The 24,100-nt window shown below is 45.7% G+C and carries 21 protein-coding genes; 7 read left to right on the top strand and 14 right to left on the bottom strand.

The genetic code is table 11. The features are described 5' to 3' along the window. Window positions 1-5: 5 nt before the first annotated feature. A complete protein-coding gene (bglX, locus tag DRW07_RS17595; RefSeq protein ID WP_205665417.1) occupies window positions 6-2,186 on the bottom strand; it encodes a beta-glucosidase BglX in 2,181 nt (726 codons plus the stop codon). Window positions 2,187-2,382: 196 nt separating this feature from the next. Between bglX and DRW07_RS17590 the strand changes: the two genes are divergently transcribed. Together DRW07_RS17590 and DRW07_RS17585 are read left to right on the top strand one after the other, a co-directional pair. Next, window positions 2,383-4,413, top strand: a complete 2,031-nt coding sequence (locus DRW07_RS17590; RefSeq protein WP_124029254.1) for an NADPH-dependent 2,4-dienoyl-CoA reductase — start codon at window positions 2,383-2,385, stop codon at window positions 4,411-4,413. Window positions 4,414-4,487: 74 nt separating this feature from the next. Beyond that, window positions 4,488-4,952, top strand: a complete 465-nt coding sequence (locus DRW07_RS17585; RefSeq protein WP_124029253.1) for an energy transducer TonB — start codon at window positions 4,488-4,490, stop codon at window positions 4,950-4,952. A gap of 60 nt (window positions 4,953-5,012) precedes the next feature. On the opposite strand, the gene DRW07_RS17580 is transcribed toward DRW07_RS17585, so the two are convergent. Next, a complete protein-coding gene (locus tag DRW07_RS17580) occupies window positions 5,013-5,636 on the bottom strand; it encodes a carbohydrate binding domain-containing protein (RefSeq protein ID WP_124029252.1) in 624 nt (207 codons plus the stop codon). Between the two features lie 224 nt (window positions 5,637-5,860). Here DRW07_RS17580 and DRW07_RS17575 point away from each other — a divergent pair, with 224 nt between their 5' ends. Next, window positions 5,861-6,430, top strand: a complete 570-nt coding sequence (locus DRW07_RS17575; RefSeq protein WP_124029251.1) for a DUF5655 domain-containing protein — start codon at window positions 5,861-5,863, stop codon at window positions 6,428-6,430. Between the two features lie 13 nt (window positions 6,431-6,443). Here the strand turns inward: DRW07_RS17575 and DRW07_RS17570 are convergent, their stop codons facing one another. Then, a complete protein-coding gene (locus tag DRW07_RS17570; RefSeq protein ID WP_124029250.1) occupies window positions 6,444-7,280 on the bottom strand; it encodes a hypothetical protein in 837 nt (278 codons plus the stop codon). Between the two features lie 71 nt (window positions 7,281-7,351). Continuing rightward, window positions 7,352-8,200 (bottom strand): putative RNA methyltransferase, encoded by an 849-nt coding sequence (locus tag DRW07_RS17565; RefSeq protein WP_124029249.1) that lies wholly within the window; start codon window positions 8,198-8,200, stop codon window positions 7,352-7,354. 83 nt (window positions 8,201-8,283) lie between these two features. Between DRW07_RS17565 and DRW07_RS17560 the strand changes: the two genes are divergently transcribed. Next, window positions 8,284-9,126, top strand: coding sequence for a phytanoyl-CoA dioxygenase family protein (locus DRW07_RS17560; RefSeq protein WP_124029248.1), 843 nt, complete (start codon window positions 8,284-8,286; stop codon window positions 9,124-9,126). Window positions 9,127-9,213: 87 nt separating this feature from the next. After that, on the top strand, window positions 9,214-9,993 hold the full coding sequence (miaE, locus tag DRW07_RS17555; RefSeq protein WP_124029247.1) for a tRNA isopentenyl-2-thiomethyl-A-37 hydroxylase MiaE: 780 nt from the start codon (window positions 9,214-9,216) through the stop codon (window positions 9,991-9,993). Here miaE and DRW07_RS17550 read toward each other — a convergent pair. Continuing rightward, a complete protein-coding gene (locus DRW07_RS17550; protein WP_124029246.1) occupies window positions 9,914-10,543 on the bottom strand; it encodes an acyl carrier protein phosphodiesterase in 630 nt (209 codons plus the stop codon). The two genes, miaE and DRW07_RS17550, sit on opposite strands and share 80 nt — an antisense overlap. Before the next feature lie 56 nt (window positions 10,544-10,599). Between DRW07_RS17550 and DRW07_RS17545 the strand changes: the two genes are divergently transcribed. Both DRW07_RS17545 and DRW07_RS17540 read left to right on the top strand, forming a co-directional pair. Then, window positions 10,600-11,781, top strand: coding sequence for a cation:proton antiporter (locus tag DRW07_RS17545; protein WP_240630718.1), 1,182 nt, complete (start codon window positions 10,600-10,602; stop codon window positions 11,779-11,781). Window positions 11,782-11,915: 134 nt separating this feature from the next. After that, window positions 11,916-12,515: a Yip1 family protein gene (locus DRW07_RS17540; RefSeq protein ID WP_124029245.1), complete on the top strand. Its 600-nt coding sequence runs from the start codon at window positions 11,916-11,918 to the stop codon at window positions 12,513-12,515. Between the two features lie 18 nt (window positions 12,516-12,533). Here the strand turns inward: DRW07_RS17540 and purF are convergent, their stop codons facing one another. The 9 genes from purF to DRW07_RS17495 all read right to left on the bottom strand — a co-directional run bounded on the left by purF (window position 12,534) and on the right by DRW07_RS17495 (window position 24,098). Next, window positions 12,534-14,051 carry an amidophosphoribosyltransferase gene (gene purF, locus DRW07_RS17535; RefSeq protein ID WP_124029244.1) on the bottom strand — a complete coding sequence of 506 codons (1,518 nt, stop codon included), beginning with the start codon at window positions 14,049-14,051 and terminating at the stop codon, window positions 12,534-12,536. A gap of 15 nt (window positions 14,052-14,066) precedes the next feature. Continuing rightward, window positions 14,067-14,558 (bottom strand): CvpA family protein, encoded by a 492-nt coding sequence (locus DRW07_RS17530; protein WP_124029243.1) that lies wholly within the window; start codon window positions 14,556-14,558, stop codon window positions 14,067-14,069. An 84-nt stretch (window positions 14,559-14,642) separates the two neighbouring features. Then, the gene (locus DRW07_RS17525; protein WP_124029242.1) at window positions 14,643-15,260 is read right to left on the bottom strand and encodes an SPOR domain-containing protein; all 618 of its coding nucleotides are present in this window, start codon (window positions 15,258-15,260) and stop codon (window positions 14,643-14,645) included. A gap of 29 nt (window positions 15,261-15,289) precedes the next feature. Continuing rightward, window positions 15,290-16,525 carry a bifunctional tetrahydrofolate synthase/dihydrofolate synthase gene (gene folC / locus DRW07_RS17520; RefSeq protein ID WP_124029241.1) on the bottom strand — a complete coding sequence of 412 codons (1,236 nt, stop codon included), beginning with the start codon at window positions 16,523-16,525 and terminating at the stop codon, window positions 15,290-15,292. Window positions 16,526-16,527: 2 nt separating this feature from the next. Next, entirely contained in the window at window positions 16,528-17,367 is an 840-nt protein-coding gene (gene accD, locus DRW07_RS17515; protein ID WP_124029240.1) for an acetyl-CoA carboxylase, carboxyltransferase subunit beta, read from the bottom strand. 85 nt (window positions 17,368-17,452) lie between these two features. After that, window positions 17,453-18,241 carry a tRNA pseudouridine(38-40) synthase TruA gene (gene truA / locus DRW07_RS17510; protein WP_124029239.1) on the bottom strand — a complete coding sequence of 263 codons (789 nt, stop codon included), beginning with the start codon at window positions 18,239-18,241 and terminating at the stop codon, window positions 17,453-17,455. Between the two features lie 50 nt (window positions 18,242-18,291). Further along, a complete protein-coding gene (locus DRW07_RS17505) occupies window positions 18,292-21,663 on the bottom strand; it encodes a FimV/HubP family polar landmark protein (RefSeq protein WP_124029238.1) in 3,372 nt (1,123 codons plus the stop codon). A 269-nt stretch (window positions 21,664-21,932) separates the two neighbouring features. Next, window positions 21,933-22,949, bottom strand: coding sequence for an aspartate-semialdehyde dehydrogenase (locus DRW07_RS17500; protein ID WP_124029237.1), 1,017 nt, complete (start codon window positions 22,947-22,949; stop codon window positions 21,933-21,935). Between the two features lie 39 nt (window positions 22,950-22,988). Further along, window positions 22,989-24,098 (bottom strand): 4-phosphoerythronate dehydrogenase, encoded by a 1,110-nt coding sequence (locus tag DRW07_RS17495; RefSeq protein ID WP_240630717.1) that lies wholly within the window; start codon window positions 24,096-24,098, stop codon window positions 22,989-22,991. Window positions 24,099-24,100: the final 2 nt, after the last annotated feature.

Here is a 24,100-nt window from a genome sequence, read left to right as displayed (position 1 = left end):
CTTTTTTATTCCACAAGCTTAAACGTTCCGTGTAAACCGCTGTGAGAATGGCTGCCAACCCATACTTCAAAGTCACCCTGCTCGTAGTTAAATGCCTGATTGATATCATAAAAGCGCAAGTCATCGACGGTTATCAAAAAATGGATTGACCTAGACTCGTTCGGCTTCATGGTAACCCTTTGAAAACCTTTGAGCTCTTTAACAGGTCGAGTAACACTGCCTACGCGATCGCGAATGTACAGCTGCACAATTTCGTCTGCCTTAATATCGCTCATATTGGTAAGGGTCACTGACACAGTTAGGGGAGCGTCTTTGCTCACTTCCCCACTGCTAAGGGCAATATCTGAATAGTGGAAGTCGGCGTAAGACAACCCAAACCCAAATGGGAAAAGTGCCGAAAAATGACAATCCAAATGGGTTGCCGTCATCCCCAGAGACGTCTGCCCGGCTCGCTCGGGTATATCATCCTGATGAATAAAGCTTTCCTCATCAGCCGGCCTGCCGGTTTGCTTTTGCGCATAATAAAGAGGAATTTGACCTACCACGCGCGGAAACGATACAGGCAATTTTCCAGAAGGGCTGTGTACGCCAAAAAGTAATTCCGCAATGGCCGGTCCTCCCATTGTACCTGGGTGCCAGGCGTACAAGACGGCATCTAACTTGTCCAGAACCGGTTCAAGGGTAAGCGGCCGACCGGCCATGATCACAGCAACCACGGGCTTGCCTGAGGATGACATTACATTGATTAAAGCGTGTTGGGCACCCGGTAAATCGATATTAGTTCTACAATGGGCCTCGCCCGACAAAATCGCCTCTTCACCCAGCACCGCAACAATCACATCAGCATCTTTCGCTGTCTGCAGTATCTCAGCTTCATTTAACAATGCCTGACTGCGAGAATTAGCCATCGCCTTTTGGTAACTTACATGACAATCATCACCCACCCGAGCCTTAATTGCTGACAACACAGTAACGCTGTCTTCTGCACAACCGTCAAACACCCAGGTGCCCATTTGCTCAAAACCATCGTCGGCAAGCGGGCCGATAACCGCGATATTGTTCAAGTTATGGGGCCGCAATGGTAATTGCTTATCTTGATTTTTCAATAACACACAACTTTTCAGCGCGGCATTTTTGGCTGCCAATAAATGTGCCTGTGGTAAGGTTTGTGGTAGCGGTTGTGATGCTCTGGGAGAATCAAAAAGGCCCATCTCAAATTTTAACGTTAAAATACGGCTCACCATAGTATCGAGGGTGGCAAGAGGTACCTCATTATTTTCTACCAGGTCACCGAGGTACGCTAAATAACACTCACTCACCATTTCCATGTCTACCTGGGCTGTGGCTGCAAGCTTGGCGGCGTGTCGCTTATCCTCGGCTAACCCGTGTATGGTAAGCCCTTTAATAGACTCCCAGTCACTGACAACAAAGCCTTTAAACCCCCACTCATCGCGAAGTAATGTTTTTGTTAACCACGTATTGCCGCTGGCAGGTATACCATTTAAATCCGAAAATGATGTCATAAAGGTTGCAACCTGCGCGTCACTAAGAGCATGAAACGGCGGTAGGTAAACATTTCTCAGTTCATTTTCAGGAATATTGGTGGTGTTGTAATCTCTACCGCTTTCTGAAGCCCCATAGCCTGCAAAATGCTTAGCACAAGCGGCAAGTGCTGTAGGGTTTGACAGCGATTCTGATTGATACCCCTCTACCATAGCAACACTCAGCGTCGCGCATAAATAAGGGTCTTCACCGAAACTTTCCGCAATGCGGCCCCACCGCGGGTCTCTGGCAATATCAATCATTGGAGAAAACGTCCAGTTCACCCCTACCGTATTCGCTTCAATGGCGGCAATACGTGCGCTTTGCGCAATGGTGTCTTTACACCATGTCGCAGCTTGCCCCAAGGGTATAGGAAAAATGGTGCGAAACCCATGTATCACATCCCGTCCAATGAGAAGTGGGATGCCTAGACGGGTCTCTTCTTTGGCAATTCGCTGCAGTTCAGCATTAATGTCAGGGTCCACTTCATTGATCACAGAACCAACACGACCGGCTCGGATAGCCGTTGATAGATGCTCTGGAATATAGCCAACGGAACCGGAAACCTGATTCATCTGACCTATCTTCTCTTCCAGTGTCATGTCTTTCAACAAAGCCAACGCCTTGGTTTCAAATTCATTCATGATGCACTCCAGTTTCGGTGGCATAAAGCTAAAAAAAATACACATGAACGGCGTCTCCACAAAGTAAATGCGTTGACCCGCCCCGTTATGTCGGTGATTTGGTTGAAACCAAACACAAATGTTCTCGTATTGAATTTTCAATTAGGCTGTTTTTTCTTTACAATCTTTTAACTGATCAGACCTGTGAGAATCGACAATGACAACAACACACTCACCCTACCCTCATATGTTAGCGCCGCTAGATTTAGGATTTACTACACTGAAGAATCGGACGTTGATGGGGTCCATGCATGTTGGTTTAGAAGAAGAAAAAAATGGCTTTGACAAGCTGGCGGCTTTTTATGCAGAACGAGCAAAAGGTGGCGTTGCCCTGATTGTTACAGGCGGTATAAGCCCAAATATTGCAGGCTGGGTTGCACCATTCGGAGGGCGGATGAGTAAACGTTCTCATGCCAAAAAGCACAAGGTGATCACTAATGCCGTGCATAAAGAAGGCGGCAAAATTTGTATGCAAATACTCCATACTGGTCGCTATGGCTATCATCCGTTTGCAGTCTCAGCCTCAGCCGTTAAATCGCCAATAACGCCCTTTAAACCGCGCGCACTGTCCCGACGAGGCATTAAAAGCACTATCAATGATTATGTAAAGTCATCACTTCTTGCACAGGAGGCTGGCTATGATGGTGTCGAAATTATGGGCTCTGAAGGTTACCTAATTAATCAGTTTTTCTGTAAACGTACTAATCACAGAGACGATGAATGGGGCGGCAGTCTGGAAAACCGCGCCCGCCTAGCAGTCGAGATAGTCAGGCAAACTCGCGAAGCCGTTGGTGAGCATTTCATTCTCATTTATCGATTATCCATGCTGGATTTGGTCGAAGGTGGCGCACCTTGGGAAGAAGTTGTCTACTTGGCAAAAGAAATTGAAAAGGCGGGGGCTACACTAATCAATACTGGCATAGGCTGGCATGAAGCCAGAGTACCTACCATAGTCACGTCTGTGCCGAGGGCGGCCTTCACCTGGATCACAAAACGCATGAAATCTGAGGTGTCAGTACCGCTTATCACCACAAACCGGATAAACATGCCTGACGTAGCAGAAAAAGTGCTGGCAGAGGGGCACGCCGATATGGTTTCAATGGCGAGGCCGTTTTTAGCCGATGCTGATTTTGTGGTAAAGGCAGAACGTGACCAGGCTGATCAGATTAATACTTGCATAGCGTGCAACCAAGCCTGTCTTGACCACGTATTTGAACAAAAGCGTGCCAGTTGCCTTGTTAATCCACGAGCCTGCTATGAAACAGAGCTAATTTTCAAGCAAGCCGTGAATAAAAAGAAAGTGGCCGTTGTTGGCGCAGGACCAGCAGGCTTGGCGTTTTCTACTTATGCGGCAGAATGCGGTCATGAAGTGCACCTCTATGATAAGGCCAGTGAAATAGGGGGGCAATTTAACTATGCCAAGCAAATTCCTGGCAAAGAAGAGTTCTATGAAACACTGCGTTACTTTGACAAACGCATTACATTGACTGGTGTAAACTTGCATTTAAATACACAGGTCACAGCGGATACATTTGCCGGACAAGACTATGACGAAATTGTACTTGCAACAGGCATTAAACCTCGCGAGCTAACAATTCCTGGTGCGGATCACCCAAGCGTAATGGGGTATTTGGATGTATTGAGAGATCACAAGCCTGTTGGTAAACGCGTAGCAGTCATTGGTGCCGGCGGTATTGGGTTTGATGTTGCTGAATTCTTAGTTGAACATGAAAATCTAACGGTCAATCCAGAGAAATGGCTTGCTCACTGGGGAATTGATAAAGCGTTTGAGCAGCCTGGCGCCCTCAAGGAGCCCCATAGACCGCCTGCAGACACAGAAGTATACCTATTGCAGCGCAAAACGAGCAAAGTGGGTGCAGGTCTGGGAAAAACAACCGGTTGGATCCATAGGAACTCTCTTAAAAATCATCAGGTTAAAATGATGAACGGCGTGACCTATGAACGTATTGATGATACAGGGTTACACATTACTGTTAATGAAAAACCTATGTGCCTGGAAGTGGACAACATCATTGTTTGCGCTGGACAAGAACCCTTGCGAGAACTACAACAAAGCCTCGAAGAGGCCGGACACACTGTTCATCTGATTGGAGGGGCTGATGTTGCCAGCGAGCTGGATGCCAAACGCGCTATTCGTCAAGGTGCGGAACTGGCAGCAACGCTATAAGTAGTGTTTGAAAAATGTAAAATGAGTGATACTGTTTGGGTTGAAGGAACCATCATTATCCACAAGGAATAAGTATGAAATACACCATTGCAGGTTCGTTGATCGTTTTGTTATTGGGTTGCACGTCAACATCACACCAATCCTCGACAGAGTATGGTGTCGCTGAACGGGTGCAATTGTCTGATCAGCAAAAGAAAACCTTGGAACGATTCCCCCCCAAATACCCAACACGTGTAGCAAGTTCAGGTATTGAGGGCTGTGCAACCATTGAATATGTGGTGACACCTGATTTCGAAGTGCAGGATGTAAACACGCTGGTTGCGTCAAATCCGCTTTTTGCCACAGAAGCACAAAAAGTGATCAAAAAATGGCGTTGGGAAAACCTTGCGTCTGACTTCAAGACCGGTCCGCTAAAATTTCAAACGCGATTTGAGTATTGCCTGGAAAATGGTTCGGGCAGATGCAGTATGAATACACTTCTGAATAAAACACAGTGTAGTGGTAACGATGTGGTACCTTCTGTTGGTATGCAAATGTAGCAAGTATAAAAAAAGGTGGCAGTGCTAACGCAATGCCACCTTTCATAATGGTCTACCCGACTAACGCTTGCGAGCGCGTAGTCCAAAACCAATCATTGTAAGACCAAGCAGTGCAATAACACTGGGTGCTGATACTTCTTTAATAACCAGATTGTCGATAGCAGGCCCAACGTTTCGGCTGTTTGAAGATATCTCTGCGATATCCAAATACAGAACCGATGCAGGAGCCACAAAACTCATGGTGTAAAGTGTCCATTCGCCCACTACCGTATTGGTATTAAAGGTAACCGACCAAAGGTCATTCGTTAAAAAATCACCTGATGTCAAGCCGACCATTAAGCGTGGATCTTGGTCGCGCTGCTGTCCTCTCCCACCCCAGTAGAATGAAAGTTCATACGCTTTACCAGCAGTCAGGATAGACGAAAGATCTAAATAAGTTCCGCCATACCAATTAGAGTCGACACTGCTACTGTTGCCCGTGAACGCTAGATAGCCGTTGCCTTCTTGCGGGTCTAGGCTACAGCAACCCGTATTGGCGACAACACCGCCACCACCTAACGACACGTCCTCCCAATCGGCTAAGTCTTCAGGATTATTAAACCCATTGCTATAAACGATTGCTGCGTTTGCGTTGGCAGATATTCCAACTAATAAAAAGGATATGGCTAATAACTTCTTAAACATCTTTCGACTCCAGATACATTCAAACTTCATCTAAACCTTCTTAAGCAATTTATAGGCCAATTATAAATTACTTATATTTTACAGGTGCTTACAAAAAAAGCTTTTCACTAACAGGTGAATAAATTTTCAAGTGTAAAATTTTTAGACAATCGTAAAAAAGCAAATTTTACGTATCAGAATGGATTGACTATATTCATACCGAGTCACTCATTGTGGAAAATAACATGTCCATTGTTGACAAAGCGCTGGCAACACAGCTTAAAAACATAGAAGCAAAAACCCATAAATCCATTGAGGAACTCGTAGAGGAAGTCGTTAGCTTAGGGGAACTCAAGCACAAACAAAAAGTCGATCACCTTAAGGTATCGCTTTCGATAGGCTATGGTGACGCAAATACTTTGGTGCACTATGCGAAAAAAGTAAAAGAAGACAAAGAGCCATCAACAAACTCTGTCAATGACCCCTTGGACAATCTATATATAAATAAAAAAGCCCACCTCAGACCTATTCATGAACTGTTGGATGCAAAACTTGAGAGCTTCGGCGGGTATGAAATTGCACCTAAAAAGACGTACATCAGCTATCGTAGAAAGAAGCAGTTTTGCATGATTGGGCCAGCAACTAATTCACGAGTTGAATTAGGCTTAAATATCCCATCGTTGCCTGACGATGAGCGGTTAATTCCACAACCCAAAGGCAAGATGTGCCATTTTATCATACGCCTAACATCGCCTTCAGACGTTGACGATATTCTGATTGACTTCATTCAACAGGCCTACAATGCTTCAGGCTAGATACCTGTGCCGCCTATTTTGTAGCGTATTCTTTCGAATTTAACAGCATTTGAATGGTGAAATTCACCATATCAATTTGTTCGTCCAGATGATTTTCACCTGTTTTTAAAAAGGCATCATGTCGCTCAGCTTCAATGTTAATGTAATTGATACCGAGCATTTCCGCATAAACCGATAATGATCCGTCATCTTCGTCTTCTAACCAGGCAACTTGAGGGTGTTGTAAGACTGTGTTGTATCCCGCTTGTTTCATTGCATCAAAGTGAGGCTGCTCAGTTACAAAAAACAGATCATCTTCATCTTTACCCGCGTTGTGAACATCAGCCAAATACGCAGCCGCTTCTGACAGCTTTTTCTGATATCGGTTTATCGATATCGTGCCATAGCCAGTGTTGCCATCACCGGTATACCCTTGGGTATTATTGTGGGTAGCAATCCACGTCATAGACGTATTCTTGCCGCCCAAGTTTTCAACAATAAATTGCCCCAACATATAAGCCCTTTCCGTGGCCTTCTCAAACAAATCTTCACTGATTTTTTTGTTTAAATTAGATTTTCTTATGGATGCCTGAATCCCTCTTTGGGTAAAGATGCGATTGGGGTCGACTACCACAACGTCTTCACCGAATTTAAGTGCTATACCTCGTTGATTGTTCTGTTTTAACACGACATAGGCGCCGCCTTTTTCCCGCACTTGTTCAGTAACATAGTCATTAACCACATTTTCATTTTCATGTGGTGCAAAAAATACCCAAGGTGATTTTTGGGAAAGGGTCCCTTTGATCTCAAGGGCGATATCAGGTTGAGGAGTAAACAGTACAGTCTGTGCAGCGAATAAAAGAGACATCATAGCGTTTTCATTAAGATGGAATACGCATTCGATTGTAACCTATTAAACAAAGAGTTACAGGGCCTGACTTTTCAGCAAGTTTGAAACAACTCAATCAGAAAGTCGGCCTCGACTTGCTGTAAATGCGCCAATAAATGCGCCTTTTTTTGCTCGGAGATTTGCCAGTAGAAAGGAGTCATCATCAGCAAGCTTTCCCTGCTCTGCCTATCGTCAAGTGATACGTTAAAACGCAGGCGCTCTGTCACAATTTTTTTGAAGCCTTGTGGCGAGGACACCTTCATGTCATGTGCTTTGGGCTTGTCATAAACCAGAGCCTTTAATTGATGAAGATGGTCCGCGGCCGGATTGACTCTCAACCAAAACCCACCGGGTTTAATAATGCGGTGAACTTCCTCATCACTACTTGGAGCAAACACTTGTATAAGCAGATCTTGCGAGTCATCAGCAACCGGTATGGCATAGGTACTGGCCACTGCAAAATGTAGCTCTTTGTACTGTTTAGCCGCTTTTTGCACAGCAAATTTTGAGATATCTACGCCACTACTTTCCACCACGCCCAGTTTAGGTGCCACATGCGCTTGAACATAATTTAGGTAATACCCCTCACCACACCCAGCATCAAACAGTGCAAATGGTTTATGAGAGTGAGCATCTGTCGATATATTTGCCAACAGTATTTCGGCCATTTTATTCGCCAGTGGCGCATAATTGCCACTTTCTAAAAATGACCGTCTTGCCGCCACCATGGCTTTACTGTCTCCCGGCTGCTTGCTGTTCTTGTGTTGTGCCAACATTAGATTGACGTAACCCTCTTTAGCACAATCAAATTGATGACCTTTTATGCATGTCCAACTTCGAGAACTGTGGTGAAGTGGCTGCCGACAAGAAGGACATAACCAAGAAAAACTGTTTTGTGACATCAGCATTCCTACTTTGTGTTGATAGTGGCAACCTGATACTGCCAATGCTATGGTGATTTTATCTTGTTTAACGAATAAGAACTATGCTTTCACTCAAGCAGAAACACGCGTTTCAGAAAAATGGGTATGTGGTCATTGAGGATGCCTTTAGTCTGGCACAAATGAATGAGCTCAGGCAGGCCGCGCTTGATATTGTCGATCAATTTGACGCGGAGTCCACACGAGCAACGTTTTCAACAAAAGAGTCCTACACGAATCAACAGGATTACTTTTTATCCTCTGATGACAAAGTTCGGTGTTTTTTTGAAGAAGAAGCTTTTGACGACAACGGTCATCTCACACAGCAAAAGTTACTTAGCATTAACAAGATTGGCCATGCTCTGCACAACCTGAACCCAACGTTTAAACAATTTAGTCAGTCTGCAGACATTGCCAACATCGCCCGCGATCTTGGTGTGGTTGCACCTGAAATAAGACAGTCCATGTATATTTTCAAGCAGCCCAGAATTGGTGGAGAGGTTCGCTGGCATCAGGATGCAACTTACTTTTATACAACACCGCAATCCGTTGTCACATTTTGGCTGGCCATTGAAGACGCTAATCTCAATAATGGTTGCTTGCAGGTAGCCCCCAACGGTGCCACTTACCCACTTCAGGAGCAATTTAAACGGTTTGAGGACAACACCACAAATTTGGAACAACTCACGGACGTTACCTGGCCTGCAGACGAAACCGCTGTGCCTCTTGAAGTGAAAGCGGGCACCTTGGTGGTATTTAATGGCGTATTACCGCATTTTAGTTCAGCGAATCGTTCAAACACATCTCGGCATGCGTTTACCCTACATATAACCTGTGCGCAGAGCGAATATCATGAGCACAACTGGTTAAAAGCACCGCCTATGCGTTTACAGGTAAACAATACGTGACTGTATTGGCGCAATAAGCAGCCATTTTGCTTGATTCTACAATCAGCCTACGCATAATGAGCGCAAACAAGATGACCTGAAAAAATCGTGGATACTTTGCTTAACCCCATACATGCATTTCTTGGCTGTAAAACACCTGAAACCTGGCTTGCACAAGCCAAACGGTCTGAAAATTTTGCTGTTCTGCTGATTGATCACGCAAACTGCGAGTTGAAGGCCGCACAAACGGCTATGTTGTTACTCAGACGCTATGCCGTTGATAAAGAAAGTGGCGATGCATTATTGGCGTGGCTAAAGCCATTTGAAGACTTTGTCTATCGAAAAATAGGGAATGGCGACTTTTCTCAACATATCAGTTTGTCTAAAAAGCTGATTAATAAATCTGACTTCGCTCATGGTGATGAAATGATTAGCAAGATGGTACTGCTAATTAAAGAAGAGCTTCACCATTTTCAGCAAGTCTTAGAAATTATGCAAAGTCGTGATATTTCTTATGACAACCTGACCGCTTCACGCTATGCAAAAGGCCTGATGCGATGCGTGCGAACCCACGAGCCTGCAAAGCTCATCGACACCCTTATTTGTGGTGCCATTATCGAAGCGAGAAGTTGTGAGCGGTTTGCTGCTATCGCCCCTTTCATGGAAGAAAACATCAGTAAATTCTATGTCTCTTTGTTACGCTCTGAAGCGCGTCACTTTGAAGATTATCTTAGCCTAGCGCAACAAATCGCTACTGAGAGTATTGCGCCTAGAGTAGCGTTTTTTATCGAAAAAGAACGCCAGCTAGTTACTTTGCCTGACGACCAATTTCGTTTTCACAGTGGCCCGGTAAAGGAAGTTCTGGATTATCGTGTTGAACATGCTTGATCAAAGCGGGTAAAAAAACTAAGAAATGGTCTAACAAAGCATCATAATGCTGCATGATATCGTCAGTACATGTAGCAAACGTATTCGCAAATCTAATTCTGTTCGCAACGTGTTGTATGGCTTTATCTACCCCCTGCATGGTTCGATAGACGCTAAGGCCGTCATTTTCTATCATGTGCAAAACCACCGCTTTCATTCTTGGAGGCATTACAGGCACCCTTTTTTTTAATAACGAATAACTAGCCGTTGTAAAATGAGGCAATGCCTGGTTGTGATAATCGCTCCAGTGACGGATCAAAAAGTGGTCGTATAAAATATCTAGCGCCACCGTTGAAAATCGTCTATTTTCTGGACGAAATAAACGCTTTGAGGCAAGTACATTGGGATGGCTGTCGGTAAATTTGTCAACTTTGTAATGGTTTTCCAGTGCCTTTAGGGTTGCGGTATTAAATTGGCTAATATCAACGCCACGACGAAAGTCTCCCAGCAAACTCCCCATATGCGAGTCTGCTGTTGATTGAGCGAAATAGAGATGTCCCAGATAGTTCATTCTGCGTATTGTGCTTTATATAGATTAGCGATTATGCTGACCAATAAGAGTGTACTATGTTATCGAATATGGATATTTCCAACCAGTCAGCGATATTCATTGCCATTGGCGCCCTGCTCCTAATCAGCTTAGCAGTGAACGCTGTAGGCCAACGCACAGCATTGCCAAGAGTAACCCTTTTATTACTTCTTGGCGTTGCTGCAGGCAGTGAAGGGTTAAACCTGCTGCCTGAGGGGCTCACTAATAGCTTTGAACTTGTCACAGATATTGCCTTGTTGATGGTAGGTTTCCTGTTGGGAGGCAAGCTTGTTTTTGCCCAATTTAGAAACAGCGGTAGCCAGGTTTTGTGGATTTCCCTAATGGGTGCGCTGGTCACAGCGATACTGGTCTACCTTGGTGCAGCATTGATTGGTGTGTCCTATGATGTGGCTTTGTTACTTGGGGCTATAGCATCAGCTACGGCACCCGCAGCGATTTATGATGTAATTGATGAATCCAAGTTACAGTCAAACTATGCCAATACACTGTTGGCGGTAGTGGCGATCGACGATGCCTGGGCACTGCTGTTGTTTGGTGTGTGTATTGCCATAGCATCAGCAATCAATGGACATGCGATCGCAGATTCTCTCGCTTTTGTGGCATGGGATATCGGCGGCGCTGTTTTATTGGGTTTGGCAATCGGTCTGCCGGCTTCTTACTTAACAGGTAGAATGAAACCGGGTCAGCCTATGCTCATTGAAGCTATGGGGTGTGTCCTATTGTGTGGCGGCTTAGCACAAGCATTTCATGTGTCATATTTAATTTCTGCTATCGTCATGGGCGTTTGTATTGCAAACTTTGCCCGTCATCACGACTACCCTTTTCACGAGATTGAAAATATTGAGTGGCCATTTATGGTGCTATTTTTTGTACTGGCGGGGGCCAGTATTGACTTGAGCGCCATTGTAACAATAGGCTTATTGGGCCTTGTTTACACCGTGACCAGATGTCTTGGAAAGTGGCTGGGTGCTTTTATTGGCGGGACCCTCAGTGGCGCCCCAGCGATGACCAGGAACTGGATGGGTTTGGCTATGTTACCCCAGGCTGGTGTCGGAATAGGCCTAGCATTGGCCGCAGCACAGTATTTTCCTGACCACCGACAGGTGCTTTTGTCTGTCGTAGTAAGTACGACGGTTTTTTTCGAACTCGCAGGCCCTGTCCTAACCCGTCTAACACTGCAACAAGCAATGAGGCACTAATAAAGGTGCGCAGATAACCGCTTGTTAAAACAACTTAAACCGATTTTTTTGTCAGTATTTCCTTTAATGTGTTGATTAATTAACCGTATTCCGACACACTCATGTTAACACCTTGTTAACATAAAGATGCAAACATGATTCTAAATCACCTCTGGGGTATCTACACTCACCCACGCGAAGAGTGGAAAGACATTGATGAAAAACACGAGAGCTATATTTATGCACTTAGCCATATAGCTATCATTGCGCTTATTCCAGCAGTTGTCTGCTATTACGCGTCTGCGCATTTAGGCTGGAGTATTGGTGTAGGCGATAAAATCAGACTCACGGAACAAACCGCCATGCTATTTAGCGTTGGCATGTATTTTGGTCTCGTGGCGGGCGTTGTCGCTTTGGCTATTATGATGCACGAGCTAGCCAAGTCGTTTGATGCCGAACCTACCTATACGCAAGCACTCGAACTGGCTGCGTATACCGCAACGCCACTGTTTATGGTGGGCTTTGCAGGTTTATATCCTGCACTTTGGTTCGTTATGATGGTGGGTTTAGCCGGTTTATCATACTCGGTTTACCTGCTGTATTCAGGTGTGCCGATCATGCTTCACATTCCCGAAGAGAAAGGCTTCATTTACTCTAGTTCAGTGGTAACTTGTGGCTTAGTATTGTTGGTTATTCTAATGACTGGCTCGGTCATCATTTGGGGAATGTTAGGCGGACCAGTCTTTACTTCCTGATCCGCAATAACAGCGAGCCTAGCTGTCCAAGTTATGGATATCTAGGTTCGTCAGTTCAGCCTGCAACACTGGGGCTTTTCGACTCTGTTCACCGCGCGCCATATCAATACGTTCCAGGTAACTTTGGTCAATGTCAGCAGTCACATAGTTGCCGTCAAATACCGATGTTTCAAACTGCTCAATGGCTGTATTTTCTTCTCTAACAGCTTCAACTAAGTCTGTCAGATCCTGGAAGATTAGCCCATCAGCGCGAATAAGATCGGAGATTTGTTCAATCTCACGGCCGTAAGCAATTAATTCATTGGCCGAAGGCATATCAATGCCATACACATTCGGGAATCGAATTTCCGGAGCAGCAGAGGCAAAGTACACTTTTTTCGCACCGGACTCTCGGGCCATCTCGATAATCTGCCCCGAAGTAGTGCCACGTACAATAGAATCGTCTACCAGCAGTACATTCTTACCTTTGAATTCTGAAGATATGGCGTTTAGCTTACGTCGTACTGATTTTTTGCGCATGGTCTGGCCAGGCATGATAAATGTACGGCCAATGTAGCGGTTTTTTACAAAGCCTTGCCGATATGGCAACTGCAGGGTATTCGCTATTTGAAGCGCTACATCCATGGAGGTTTCAGGAATAGGGATAACGACATCAATATCTAAATCGGCCCACTCACGTTTGATCTTTTCACCTAGCTTGCGCCCCATATTTACCCTGGAGGCATACACAGACACACCATCAATAAATGAGTCAGGACGGGCAAAATAAACAAACTCAAAGATACAAGGCGTGTGAGTCGGTGCTTCAAAGCACTGTTTGGTATGCAGCTCGCCCGCTTCGGTGATGTAAATAGCCTCACCGGGCGCAACATCACGAATAAACTGAAAGCCTACGGCATCAAGTGCAACACTCTCAGACGCCACCATGAATTCATCACCCAACTCAGTGGTGCGTTTGCCCAGCGCAAGAGGTCGAATGCCATTGGGGTCGCGAAAGGCAACAATGCCCTGCCCGATAATAGCTGCAACCACTGCATAGGCTCCCCGAATTTGCTTGTGAACTTTAGCAACAACATCAAACATTTGTTGAGGTGCGATATCCAGATCAGGAATTTGCTGAATCTCATGAGCAAGAATATTTAATAACACTTCAGAGTCTGACGTTGTGTTCATATGACGGCGAGCCGTTCTGAACAAGTTTTCTTTCAGTTCGTGGGCATTGGTTAAATTACCGTTGTGCGCAAAAGCAATGCCAAAGGGAGAATTGACGTAAAAAGGCTGGGCTTCTGCAGAACTCGAAGAACCCGCAGTAGGATAACGACAATGCCCTATACCCATATTACCCGTAAGACGTTTCATATGGCGTGTGTGAAACACATCACGTACTAAACCGTTGGCCTTACGCAAGTTGAGCTCACCATTATCAATGGTCATGATCCCAGCGGCATCCTGACCTCGGTGCTGTAATACCGTTAATCCATCGTAAAGTGATTGATTAACTGGCGATTTTCCTACAATTCCGACAATACCACACATCAGTAATACCTATGTTTAAGCGGGTTTAACAAAACTTGAACTACCTTTGACGTATTCAAAGAACCATTCGATGATGACGGCAAACTCCGGAATTAACACAGACTCTTGCCACCATTGTGCCTCCGAGGAAGGCGTAAACGTATCTACGAAGAATAATAGTGCACTCACAATCAATACGCCTCTCAATGCACCAAAAACTGCACCCAGAGCTCTGTCTGTGCCCGATAATCCAGTGACCCTCACCAACTGGCCTATGGTGTAGTTGGCCAATCCACCGACAATCAGTGTGGAAACGAACAGCACAGCTATCGCCGCACCATTGCGCAGCACAGCATCTTCAATTGAAGTGAAATAAACAGCGACGTCAGGATAAAACTGGCTAGCGATAAAAAGTGCGCCAAACCACACAACTAGTGATATAGCCTCTTTAATAAACCCTCTTACAATGCTTATGATTGTAGAAAGCGCTATTACACCAATAAGTGCAAAGTCTATCCAGTTTAACAACTAACTCACCCAGACTGCTTGAAGAACGTCAAGATGGCGCGCATTCTATATGATTGCCATTCTGAATACCACGATTTGTTGTACCTATGGCGAGACAGAAAAGCGCGTGACTTTACCATTAAGCCCTGTCAGTGATTTTAGGTGGGGTAAGGAATCCTCTAACTTGCTTCTTTGCACATCCGGACCGACAAACACCTTGGTTAACGGGCCAGACTGCGTTTGAATGGGACGGCTAAATGCGCGGTAACCGGCCTTCTCTAGCTTATCCAGTAAAAGCCTGACATTCTTTTCATGCCGAAAGCTACCCAACTGGATTACCCAACCTGCACCTGAAAGTGAGGGGTCAGGTTTTTCAATCACGGTCTGATTCGCCAAATCCTGAGCAGAGGGTATAGTATTTTCATCCGATGAAGGTGGCATTTCCTGACTGCTTTCATCGACAGTTGACTCATTGTCTTTCAGGGCATCGTCATCTGCCGCAGCGGCGACAATCTCAACCGGTCGCTGGGCATTGTTTTCGACCCGTTCCAAGGGAAATGGCTCAGGGTTCACTATAGGCTTTTTATCAGGTACCGCAGGCACACTTTCGAATAAAGGCTCTCGCGCCTCTTTTTTGCCGTCTAAAAAATCAGGCAGGAAAATGACCGCTAGCGCCACTAATATCACAGTGCCGACTAGTCTGTTTTGAAAAGGACTGGACAAGCGTCGCTCCTACAACCAGTTGGGGTTAATTACTCAGACCCTAATGCTAATACGTCTGCCACCGTTAAAAAAGAGCCAAATACCACTATGATGTCATCACGGTCTGCCTCTTTTAATGCAGATAAGTAAGCCTGTTCGATATTCTCATAACAGGTTGCTGCACATATTGTATTCAACGTTTCCTTCAGCGCTTGTGCTGGCAAGCCTCTTTCACCTGAAGTAGACGACAAATACCAGCTCGCCGCTAAACACTCAAAACACGCTAATGTTTCTTTTGTGGCTTTGTCATTTAACATGGCAACAACTAATCGGTAGTGCTTGGCCGAGCTGTGTGTTGTTAAATACTTCACAAGGTCTGCCGCTGCGTGAGGATTATGAGCAACATCTACCAGGACGGTAGGATGCCGTTGGATAATCTGTCGCCGGCCAGGTAATCTCGCTTCGCGGCAGCAGGCATTAATGTGTTTAGTCTCCAATGCTAGCCCTAGGGCTTCCAATGTCGCTAGCGCTGTACTCATATTTTGTATTGGCACCTGAGGATAAGGCAAGTTGTCAAACTCGTTTTGCTTTCCTGACCAACTCCATGAGCCATCTGTATTTTCGTGGTAAGCGAAGTCTTTACCGGCCCATCTTGCAAGGCTCCGCAACTCACAACTTTTTTCCAAGAGTGGTGCGGGCGGGCTAGTTTCACCAATGATCACAGGTTTGTGAGCGCGGAATATACCCGCTTTTTCCGTTGCGACCGACTCTCTTGTATTGCCAAGAAAGCGTTCGTGATCAATACCAATTGATGTAATTACAGCGCAATCATTGTCAACAATATTGGTTGCATCTAACCTGCCACCCAAGCCGACTTCGAGCAATATAAAATCAGGTTTCCACTGCTGCATCATTTGCATAGCGGCTAAGGTACCAAACTCAAAATAGGTTAATGTGATAGCGCCTCTGGCCTCTTCAACATCCTGCATAGCCTGCGTGTATTCAGATTCATCGCGCATTTCACCGTTGAAGGTTACACGCTCGCGATAGTCCAGCAAATGCGGGGAGCGATAAGTGGCCACGCTATGACCCTGCGCCTGGAGCAGATACTCAAGCACGCGACAGGTTGTACCTTTACCATTGGTACCACCAACGGTAATAACTGTCGAAGAGTGCCAGTTGAAGTCAAGTCTGTCTGCTACGCGTTTTACCCGCACTAACCCCATATCAATTGAGGTGGGGTGAATCGACTCCAGATAACTCAGCCATTGCTGCAGTGAACGCATTATCAGGCGTGTAATTTAAGCAAAATTCCGTGAAGTTTGTCTCGCATATCACGTCTGTCAACAATCATGTCGATGGCACCTTTTTCAAGCAAGAACTCGCTTCGCTGAAAACCTTCGGGTAATGTTTCTCTCACCGTTTGTTCAATCACTCGCGGGCCAGCGAAACCAATCAATGCTTTAGGTTCAGCGACATTGATATCACCTAACATAGCTAAGCTAGCAGATACACCGCCCATGGTTGGGTCGGTCAATACTGAAATATAGGGCAAACCTTTTTCGCTAAGTTTTGCTAGCGCGGCCGATGTTTTCGCCATTTGCATGAGTGACAACAGGGCTTCCTGCATACGTGCCCCACCACTGGTAGAAAAGCATATGAGCGGTGCATTCGCTTCAATTGCTGCATTGACCGCTGCGACGAAACGCGCGCCAACCACGGACGCCATAGACCCGCCTAAAAAGGAAAACTCAAACGCTGCAACGACGATCGGCATGCCTTTGAGCTCACCTTTCATTGCTACCAGCGCATCTTTTTCATTCGTTGCTTTTTGCGCAGAGACCAAACGGTCCTTGTATTTCTTCGAATCCTTAAACTTCAAGATATCCTGAGGCTCGAGGTTAGCCGCGATTTCCTCGCGGTTTGATTGATCTAGAAATCCATCCAGGCGACGCCTAGCACTGATCCGCATATGATGATCACACTTGGGACAGACTTCCTGCAATTTTTCCAATTCTGATTTGTACAGCACAGCCTGGCAAGATGAGCACTTTGTCCATACACCTTCTGGCACATTGCCTTTTGTGGATGTTTGGGTTCTAGGAAGTATTTTTTGTATCCAGCTCATTATTATGTTCCTCTCTACTCATACCAAGCGGGCGATAGCCGCGTATTACACCACATTTAACGCGCCCATAAAAAGCAAAACTGGTCTAATCATCAGTTAAAAATATTGGCCCGACAGGCCGGGTTGGTAATTCAAACTCTTCTGGATAGGTTACATCAACCAAATAAAGGCCGTGTGGTTTAGCGGTTGCCGCTGCGAGTGTTCGATCCTTTTGTGCTAACAACCACGCTACCCATTGCTCTTCCTGTTCTCCACAACCAACAGCAATTAACGATCCCGCAATATTCCTGACCATATGGTGAACAAATGCATTCGCGTTAATATCGATAATGACAAACCGATCTTGTCGATGTACAGATAGGTTGGTGACATTTCGCCATGGAGAATTTGATTGGCAAAGTGCAGCCCGGAAGGAGCTGAAATCCTGCTCGCCTAACAGCGCCTGTGCGGCACGGTGCATTTTTTCTTCGTTTAAAGGTTTGTGCACATGAGTCAGGCCCGAACACAAAATAGCCGGACGTGAACGGTGATTGTATATAATGTAGCGATAGCGTCTTGCCGTCGCAGAGAAACGTGCATGAAAGTCTTGAGCAACTGTTTTTACCCAGCAAACCGAAATTGCATCGGGTAAGTTAGCATTAACGCCCAGCGTCCAGGCTTTATCTGGGCGTTGTACTGAGCAGTCAAAGTGAACAACCTGTCCAGTTGCATGCACGCCAGCATCAGTGCGCCCTGCACAATGCACGGTAATCGGTTGATTTGCGACAACAGACAACGCATCTTCCAAGTGGGCTTGCACACTCGGTACATTTTGTTGACGTTGCCAGCCGTAAAACGCCGCGCCGTCGTATTCAATGCCTAATGCTATTCGCATGTTCACCACTGCCCTTCTACAAAATGCGCGCTAGTGTAGCCCGAAACGGTTTAGGCATCACCTAATTCTTGTAAAAGTGCCTTGGCTTCTTCAATTTGCCCCTCATTCCCATGCTCCAGTACTTCGTTGAGCAAGCCTCTAGCTGCACTGAAATCATCCATGTCTATATAGGCCCTCGCTAGATCTAAATTTGCAGCCTGACTGGCGTCTAAATCTACATCAATCATATCGTTGTCAGCCAGAGCCCCAGTGAATTCATCCAGACTCACATCCAAATCAAAATCATCTTGAGGTAAAGGTGAATCGTCCTGATCGGCTTCATCAATCAACGACTCTACACTAACAAAGTCTTCTGATATTGCGTCGCCACTCAAGTCTGCACCAATATCATCAAAGTCATTGAGCAACGCATCTAAGTCCAGATCAGGGTTATCCAGTTTAGGCTTTTCTTGTGCTTCTTCAATCTCTGGCGTCGGTTCGTCGATTGAATTCAGTAGCTCGTCAAAATCAGTATTTTCAAGCTCATCGAGAATCGCCGTGTCAGTAGAATCTGAGTTCTCTGATAACCAGTCATCAATACCAGGCACGTCAGAGATATCTTCAGCTGCTTCCTTGACCTCTTTTTTTGCGGGTTTTTCCTCTTCCGGTAACACCCCATCCTGTTCTTGCTCAAGGCTGAAGTCGTCCACATTCTCTAAAATTGAATCATCAATCTCATGATCATTCTGTGATGCAGCATCTTGTTCGTCTAAGGTTTCACTGTCATCTTCAGCTTGTGGCGTGCTTTCCAGCTCATCCAGCACGTCGTCAGACAAGGCATCATCTAGGGTGTCGTTGTCTTCTTCAGCTTGTGGTGTGCTCTCCAGCTCATCCAGCACGTCGTCAGACAAGGCATCATCTAGGGTGTCGCTGTCTTCTTCAGCTTGTGGCGTGCTTTCCAGCTCATCCAGCACGTCGTCAGACAAGGCATCATCTAGTGTGTCGTTGTCTTCTTCAGCTTGCGGTGTGCTTTCCAGTTCATCCAGCACGTCGTCAGACAGGGCATCATCTAGGGTGTCGCTGTCTTCTTCAGCTTGTGGCGTGCCTTCCAGCTCATCCAGCACGTCGTCAGACAGGGCATCATCTAGGGTGTCGTTGTCTTCTTTAGCTTGTGGCGTGCTTTCCAGCTCATCCAACACGTCATCAGACAAGGCTTCATCTAGGGTTTCACTATCTTCTTCAGCTTGTGGCGTGCTTTCAAGCTCATCCAGCACGTCATCAGACAAGGCTTCATCTAGGGTTTCACTATCTTCTTCAGCTTGTGGCGTGCTTTCAAGCTCATCCAGCACGTCATCAGACAAGGCATCATCTGGGGTGTCGCTGTCTTCTTCAGCTTGCGGTTCAGAATCTCCAGCATCATCCAATTCTGCCAAAAGCTCATCACTTAAATCATCAAGAGGATCTGGCGATTGTTCGAGTTCTTCAAGTAGCTCATCGGCCAGCGCGTCACTTTCATCTTTGGGTGCCTCAGCCACATCATCGGGTTCAGGCTCAAGCTCTTGCAGTAATTCTTCAGTTAAATCATCCGCATCATCATTTTGCAACTCGGCGAGTAGTTCATCAGACAATGGATCGGCAAAATCTTCGGCATTGGCCATATCATCAACCTGAATATCTTCCAGATCCTCTGCCAGTGCATCTAAATCTTGAGGCCCATGGCTTCCATCTTCGGGAACTTCTATGGCCTCTTCATCACTATCATCCAGCTCATCGAGCATACCGCCCATCATTTCCAGCTGTTCTATCTCACCAATAATATTATCGGTGAGCTGGTCGAGTTCTTGTCCTTGTTGCTGTATCTCATCATCGATTTTAGACAGCATTTCTTCATCAAGGTTATTTTCATCAACGCCCAGCTTCTCGGCGATATTTGGCGTCTCAGCGTTTTCCTCAAGTAGATCGTCAATATCTATCTCAGGTGCATCTTCTGCCGGTTCAATGGCATCTACGGTTACCGTTTCGTCAGCACCCTCTGTACCGCCTTCATCAAGCAGGTTTTCGGTCGTTTCACCATCCTGAGCAACATTGGCGATGTCATCAATTTCGTCATCTTCAAGCATCTCATCCAAGAGTTCAGAGTCGGACTCTTGAGAAAGGTTATCGAGGAGCTCTTCGTCTTGCATTGAAATGTCGATACCATCACCGCTCTCGAGGTCCTCAGCCAGGGTATCTTCTTCAAACAAACTATCTAAATCATCCTGATCAAGTTCAGATTCACCCTCTTCAAATAATGAATCTTCCGAACTGTCACCAGATTCAGACTGGTCCGGCACTAACATTTCATCACTTAAATCAGCAAAACTTTCAAGTTCATCATCCAATGATTCTTCCAATTCACTGGACAACACATCGTCCAGTAAATCGTCATCATTGAACAAATCATCATCGCTCAAATCGTCATCCCCCCCTAAGGAGGTGTCTGCCAGATCATCGGCTGTTGACAAGTCCATCGCTTTTTCAGCTGATTCAGTTACTGTTGTTGTGTCAGTATCTTGAGCTTTGCTCGGATTGCGTTTTAACAACCAAGCGCCTATTCCACCAATTAATGACACTGTCAGTAGCGCTGATATTGCTATGAGTGCAGTAGGCGAAGAAAGCAGGGTCATAATTGACGCAGCTTCTTTTTCTTCTCGTTGCTGTTGCTCCTGACGCATCAAGGAGAGAATTTCGTTGATTTGACCCGATTGTTCCTGCATCTGCGTTTGCACATCACTCTCTACTTTTGAGCGCAGTGCGTCTAAATCAGTGTTTACCTTGTCTATTCGTTCATACAACTTTTGGTTGTCTTGAAGGAGTGTTTCGACGCTATCAATAGACAACGCAAACTGCTCTCGTAACAACTCGAATTGTGCAGCTTGTGAAGCATCCAATGTATTCAGCTTGTCTTCTAGCGCCGTCTTAGTGATTGCCAAATCTTCCTGATTGACAAGTGGTGAGGGCGGTTTGAGGTTTTCTTTGGGATCGCCAGGCTGCTGTTGCGCACGCTCCCAATTGTTGTCGTCCTGCTCAGCCCGCTTTTTTGCTTTTTCAGCATCGATTCGGGCAATAAATCGCTCCGATGGCAGCTGCAACATAGCGCCATCGACCATTAAGTTTAAATTTTGTTTTTCAAAAGCATCAGGGTTAAGTTCATAAATAGCGACCATTACCTGATAAATAGACAATGTATTGTTTTGTCTGTACCGCTCAGCGATACGCCAGAGGGTGTCACTGGAGGTTATCGGCCCGTATACTGCACCAGAAAACTGGTCAGTAGCACTTTTTGGCCCCTTGATCGGTACACTTTCCTGCGCAAAAGCACCATTTCCTGAAGGCGTTATGCCAGGAAATCCTATGCCTACACTCATAAGAGCGGCAATTATCACTAACCGGGTGTATCTCATAGCGCTTCTACACTGTCCCCCAAAACCGATCACCTACCCTGTAAACCGGATGAACCTTTTTATATTTATTGTCTGTTTGCTGGTTGAAAATAACGACAAAATTATGACGCCAAACAAGCGAACAATCTCTCAGTTTGAAAACTAGCAAGATTCGCGCCGACATAAAAGTGTTTTACATTTTTGTCAACTTGGCAAACATTAGTATTGAATATAAACCACAAAGCCACCCGCGGCAAAAGATAGCTGCAGGTGGCTTACATTAGTTCTTTTTACAGGTAGTCTCGGATAAGCGTTTCAGCAATTTGAATACTGTTGGTTGCTGCGCCTTTGCGGATGTTGTCTGACACTACCCACAGGTTGATACCATTGGGATGAGTAATATCGTTGCGTATGCGCCCTACATGAACACTGTCATTGCCGCTAGCGCTGCTAACCTGCGTGGGAAAGTCCTCACGATCACGATACACGGTCACACCCGGTGCGTTAGCCAGCAAATCTTTCACTTCTTCAGCACTTATAGGTTGATGCGTTTCGAGATGAATAGCTTCACCATGACCGTAAAACACGGGCAAACGCACTGCGGTTGCATTGACCAGTATACTGTCATCGCCCATTATTTTTTGGGTTTCCCATGACATTTTCATCTCTTCTTTAGTGTAATCGTTGTCCATAAAAACATCGATTTGTGGAATCGCATTGAATGCAATCTGACGACTAAAGGCCTCTGATTTCACTTCGCGTGCATTAAGTAGGTCAGCGGTTTGTTTGGCCAGCTCTTCCATAGCGTCCTTACCCGCACCAGAAACAGACTGATAAGTGCTTACATTTATTCTCGAAATACCAACAGCATCCTGAATAGGCTTAAGTGCCACTAACATTTGAATGGTTGAACAATTGGGGTTGGCGATAATATTGCGATTACGGAAATCAGCCAATGCATGGGCATTGACCTCTGGAACGACCAGAGGGATGTCATTGTCGTAGCGAAAATGTGAAGTATTGTCGATAACAATGCAGCCCGCATCACCGGCAATTGGGGCAAATTTTGCCGACACACTGCCACCAGCAGAAAAGAAACCAAAGTGCGCTTTTGACCAGTCAAACTCGTCTGCATCTAACACCGTGATGTCTTTTCCTTTATAGGTTACCGTGCCACCTGCCGAGCGTTTACTCGCCAGTGGATAAAGCGTATTAATTGGAAAGTCACGCGCTTCAAGTAACTCTATCATGGTCTGTCCTACCAGACCTGTTGCCCCCAAAACGGCAACATCAAAGGATTGAGACATGGTGTTTTATGCTCCTATTATAAAAATTTTATTGATTTATTAAGCGTTTAGATTGAAGCCCAAGGCTGTCAATACGCGTCGGTTGTCGTCAGACAACTCACTGGCAAAGGCCAGTCTATACGCAGAATATTCTCGCCTGACTCTGTAAGCCTTTCGCATTTGCGAGAATGCGTTGGATTGTGCCATGTTATTTACAAATTGCCTATGATCAAAATGTATATCATATATTCGCAATAAAAATGGCATCAGCTGAAATGGCATTGCTAAATCTTTGGCAGTAATAGGATCAACCTTTGGCAACATGTTATCCATATTTTTACTTGCTGCGCCATTAAACGACGGCACAGTATTTCGCAGCCAGTCATAAACCATCTGCGTACCTCTTACCTTGCCTTCAAGTGTATGGCCAGCTATGTGAGGTGTTGCGATTTGAACATAGGGCAATAGTACCTGATTAATGTGAGGTTCATTCGCAAAAACGTCTAATACCAAATTGGGACCACCACCCGCTTTTTTAAGAGCAATGATCGCGTCCTCATCTATCACCTCGCCACGACACGCATTAATCAGCCATTGGCGAGGTTCCAGCTTTGCCAGCAGTTCCCTGCTCAACAGGTTCTCTGTAGGATATAGGCCTTCTTTCGTGTAGGGCACATGTAACGTAATGACGTCACATTTTAGCGCTTCTTGCAAAGAGACAAAGGTTCGGCTGTCGGCTGATGCGATTGGCGGATCACAAAGCACATAGCAAACTCCTAATGCATCAAGCATGCTACTGACTGCTGTACCAACATGACCAGCACCAACAATGCCAACGGTTATATTGTCGAGGTTAAGGGAATGAGATAGATGCGCATAACACAGGGCACTGACTACATACTGCGCCACGGCTACGGCATTACAACCCGCAGCTGATGACCAATGAATGCCAGCTTCAGTGAGCGCATGGGTATCCATGTGGTTTGTCCCCGCTGTTGCGGTAGCCACATATTTTAACTGATTAGCCTTAGCAATGAGATGACGGTCGACTTTTGTGGTTGAGCGAACAGCCAGAATGTCTACATTGACTAAGTCGTTTGGGGAAAGCGTTTGCCATTTGTAGGCACTGGCGTTCCCCAACGCAGAGAAATATGCCCCTGCGTGGGGCATAG

It is taken from the genome of Paralteromonas sediminis (assembly GCF_003820355.1).
GTDB classification, from domain to species: Bacteria; Pseudomonadota; Gammaproteobacteria; order Enterobacterales; family Alteromonadaceae; genus Alteromonas_F; species Alteromonas_F sediminis.
Note: the sequence above shows the minus strand (reverse complement) of the source record. Positions and strands in the feature narration are given on the sequence as shown.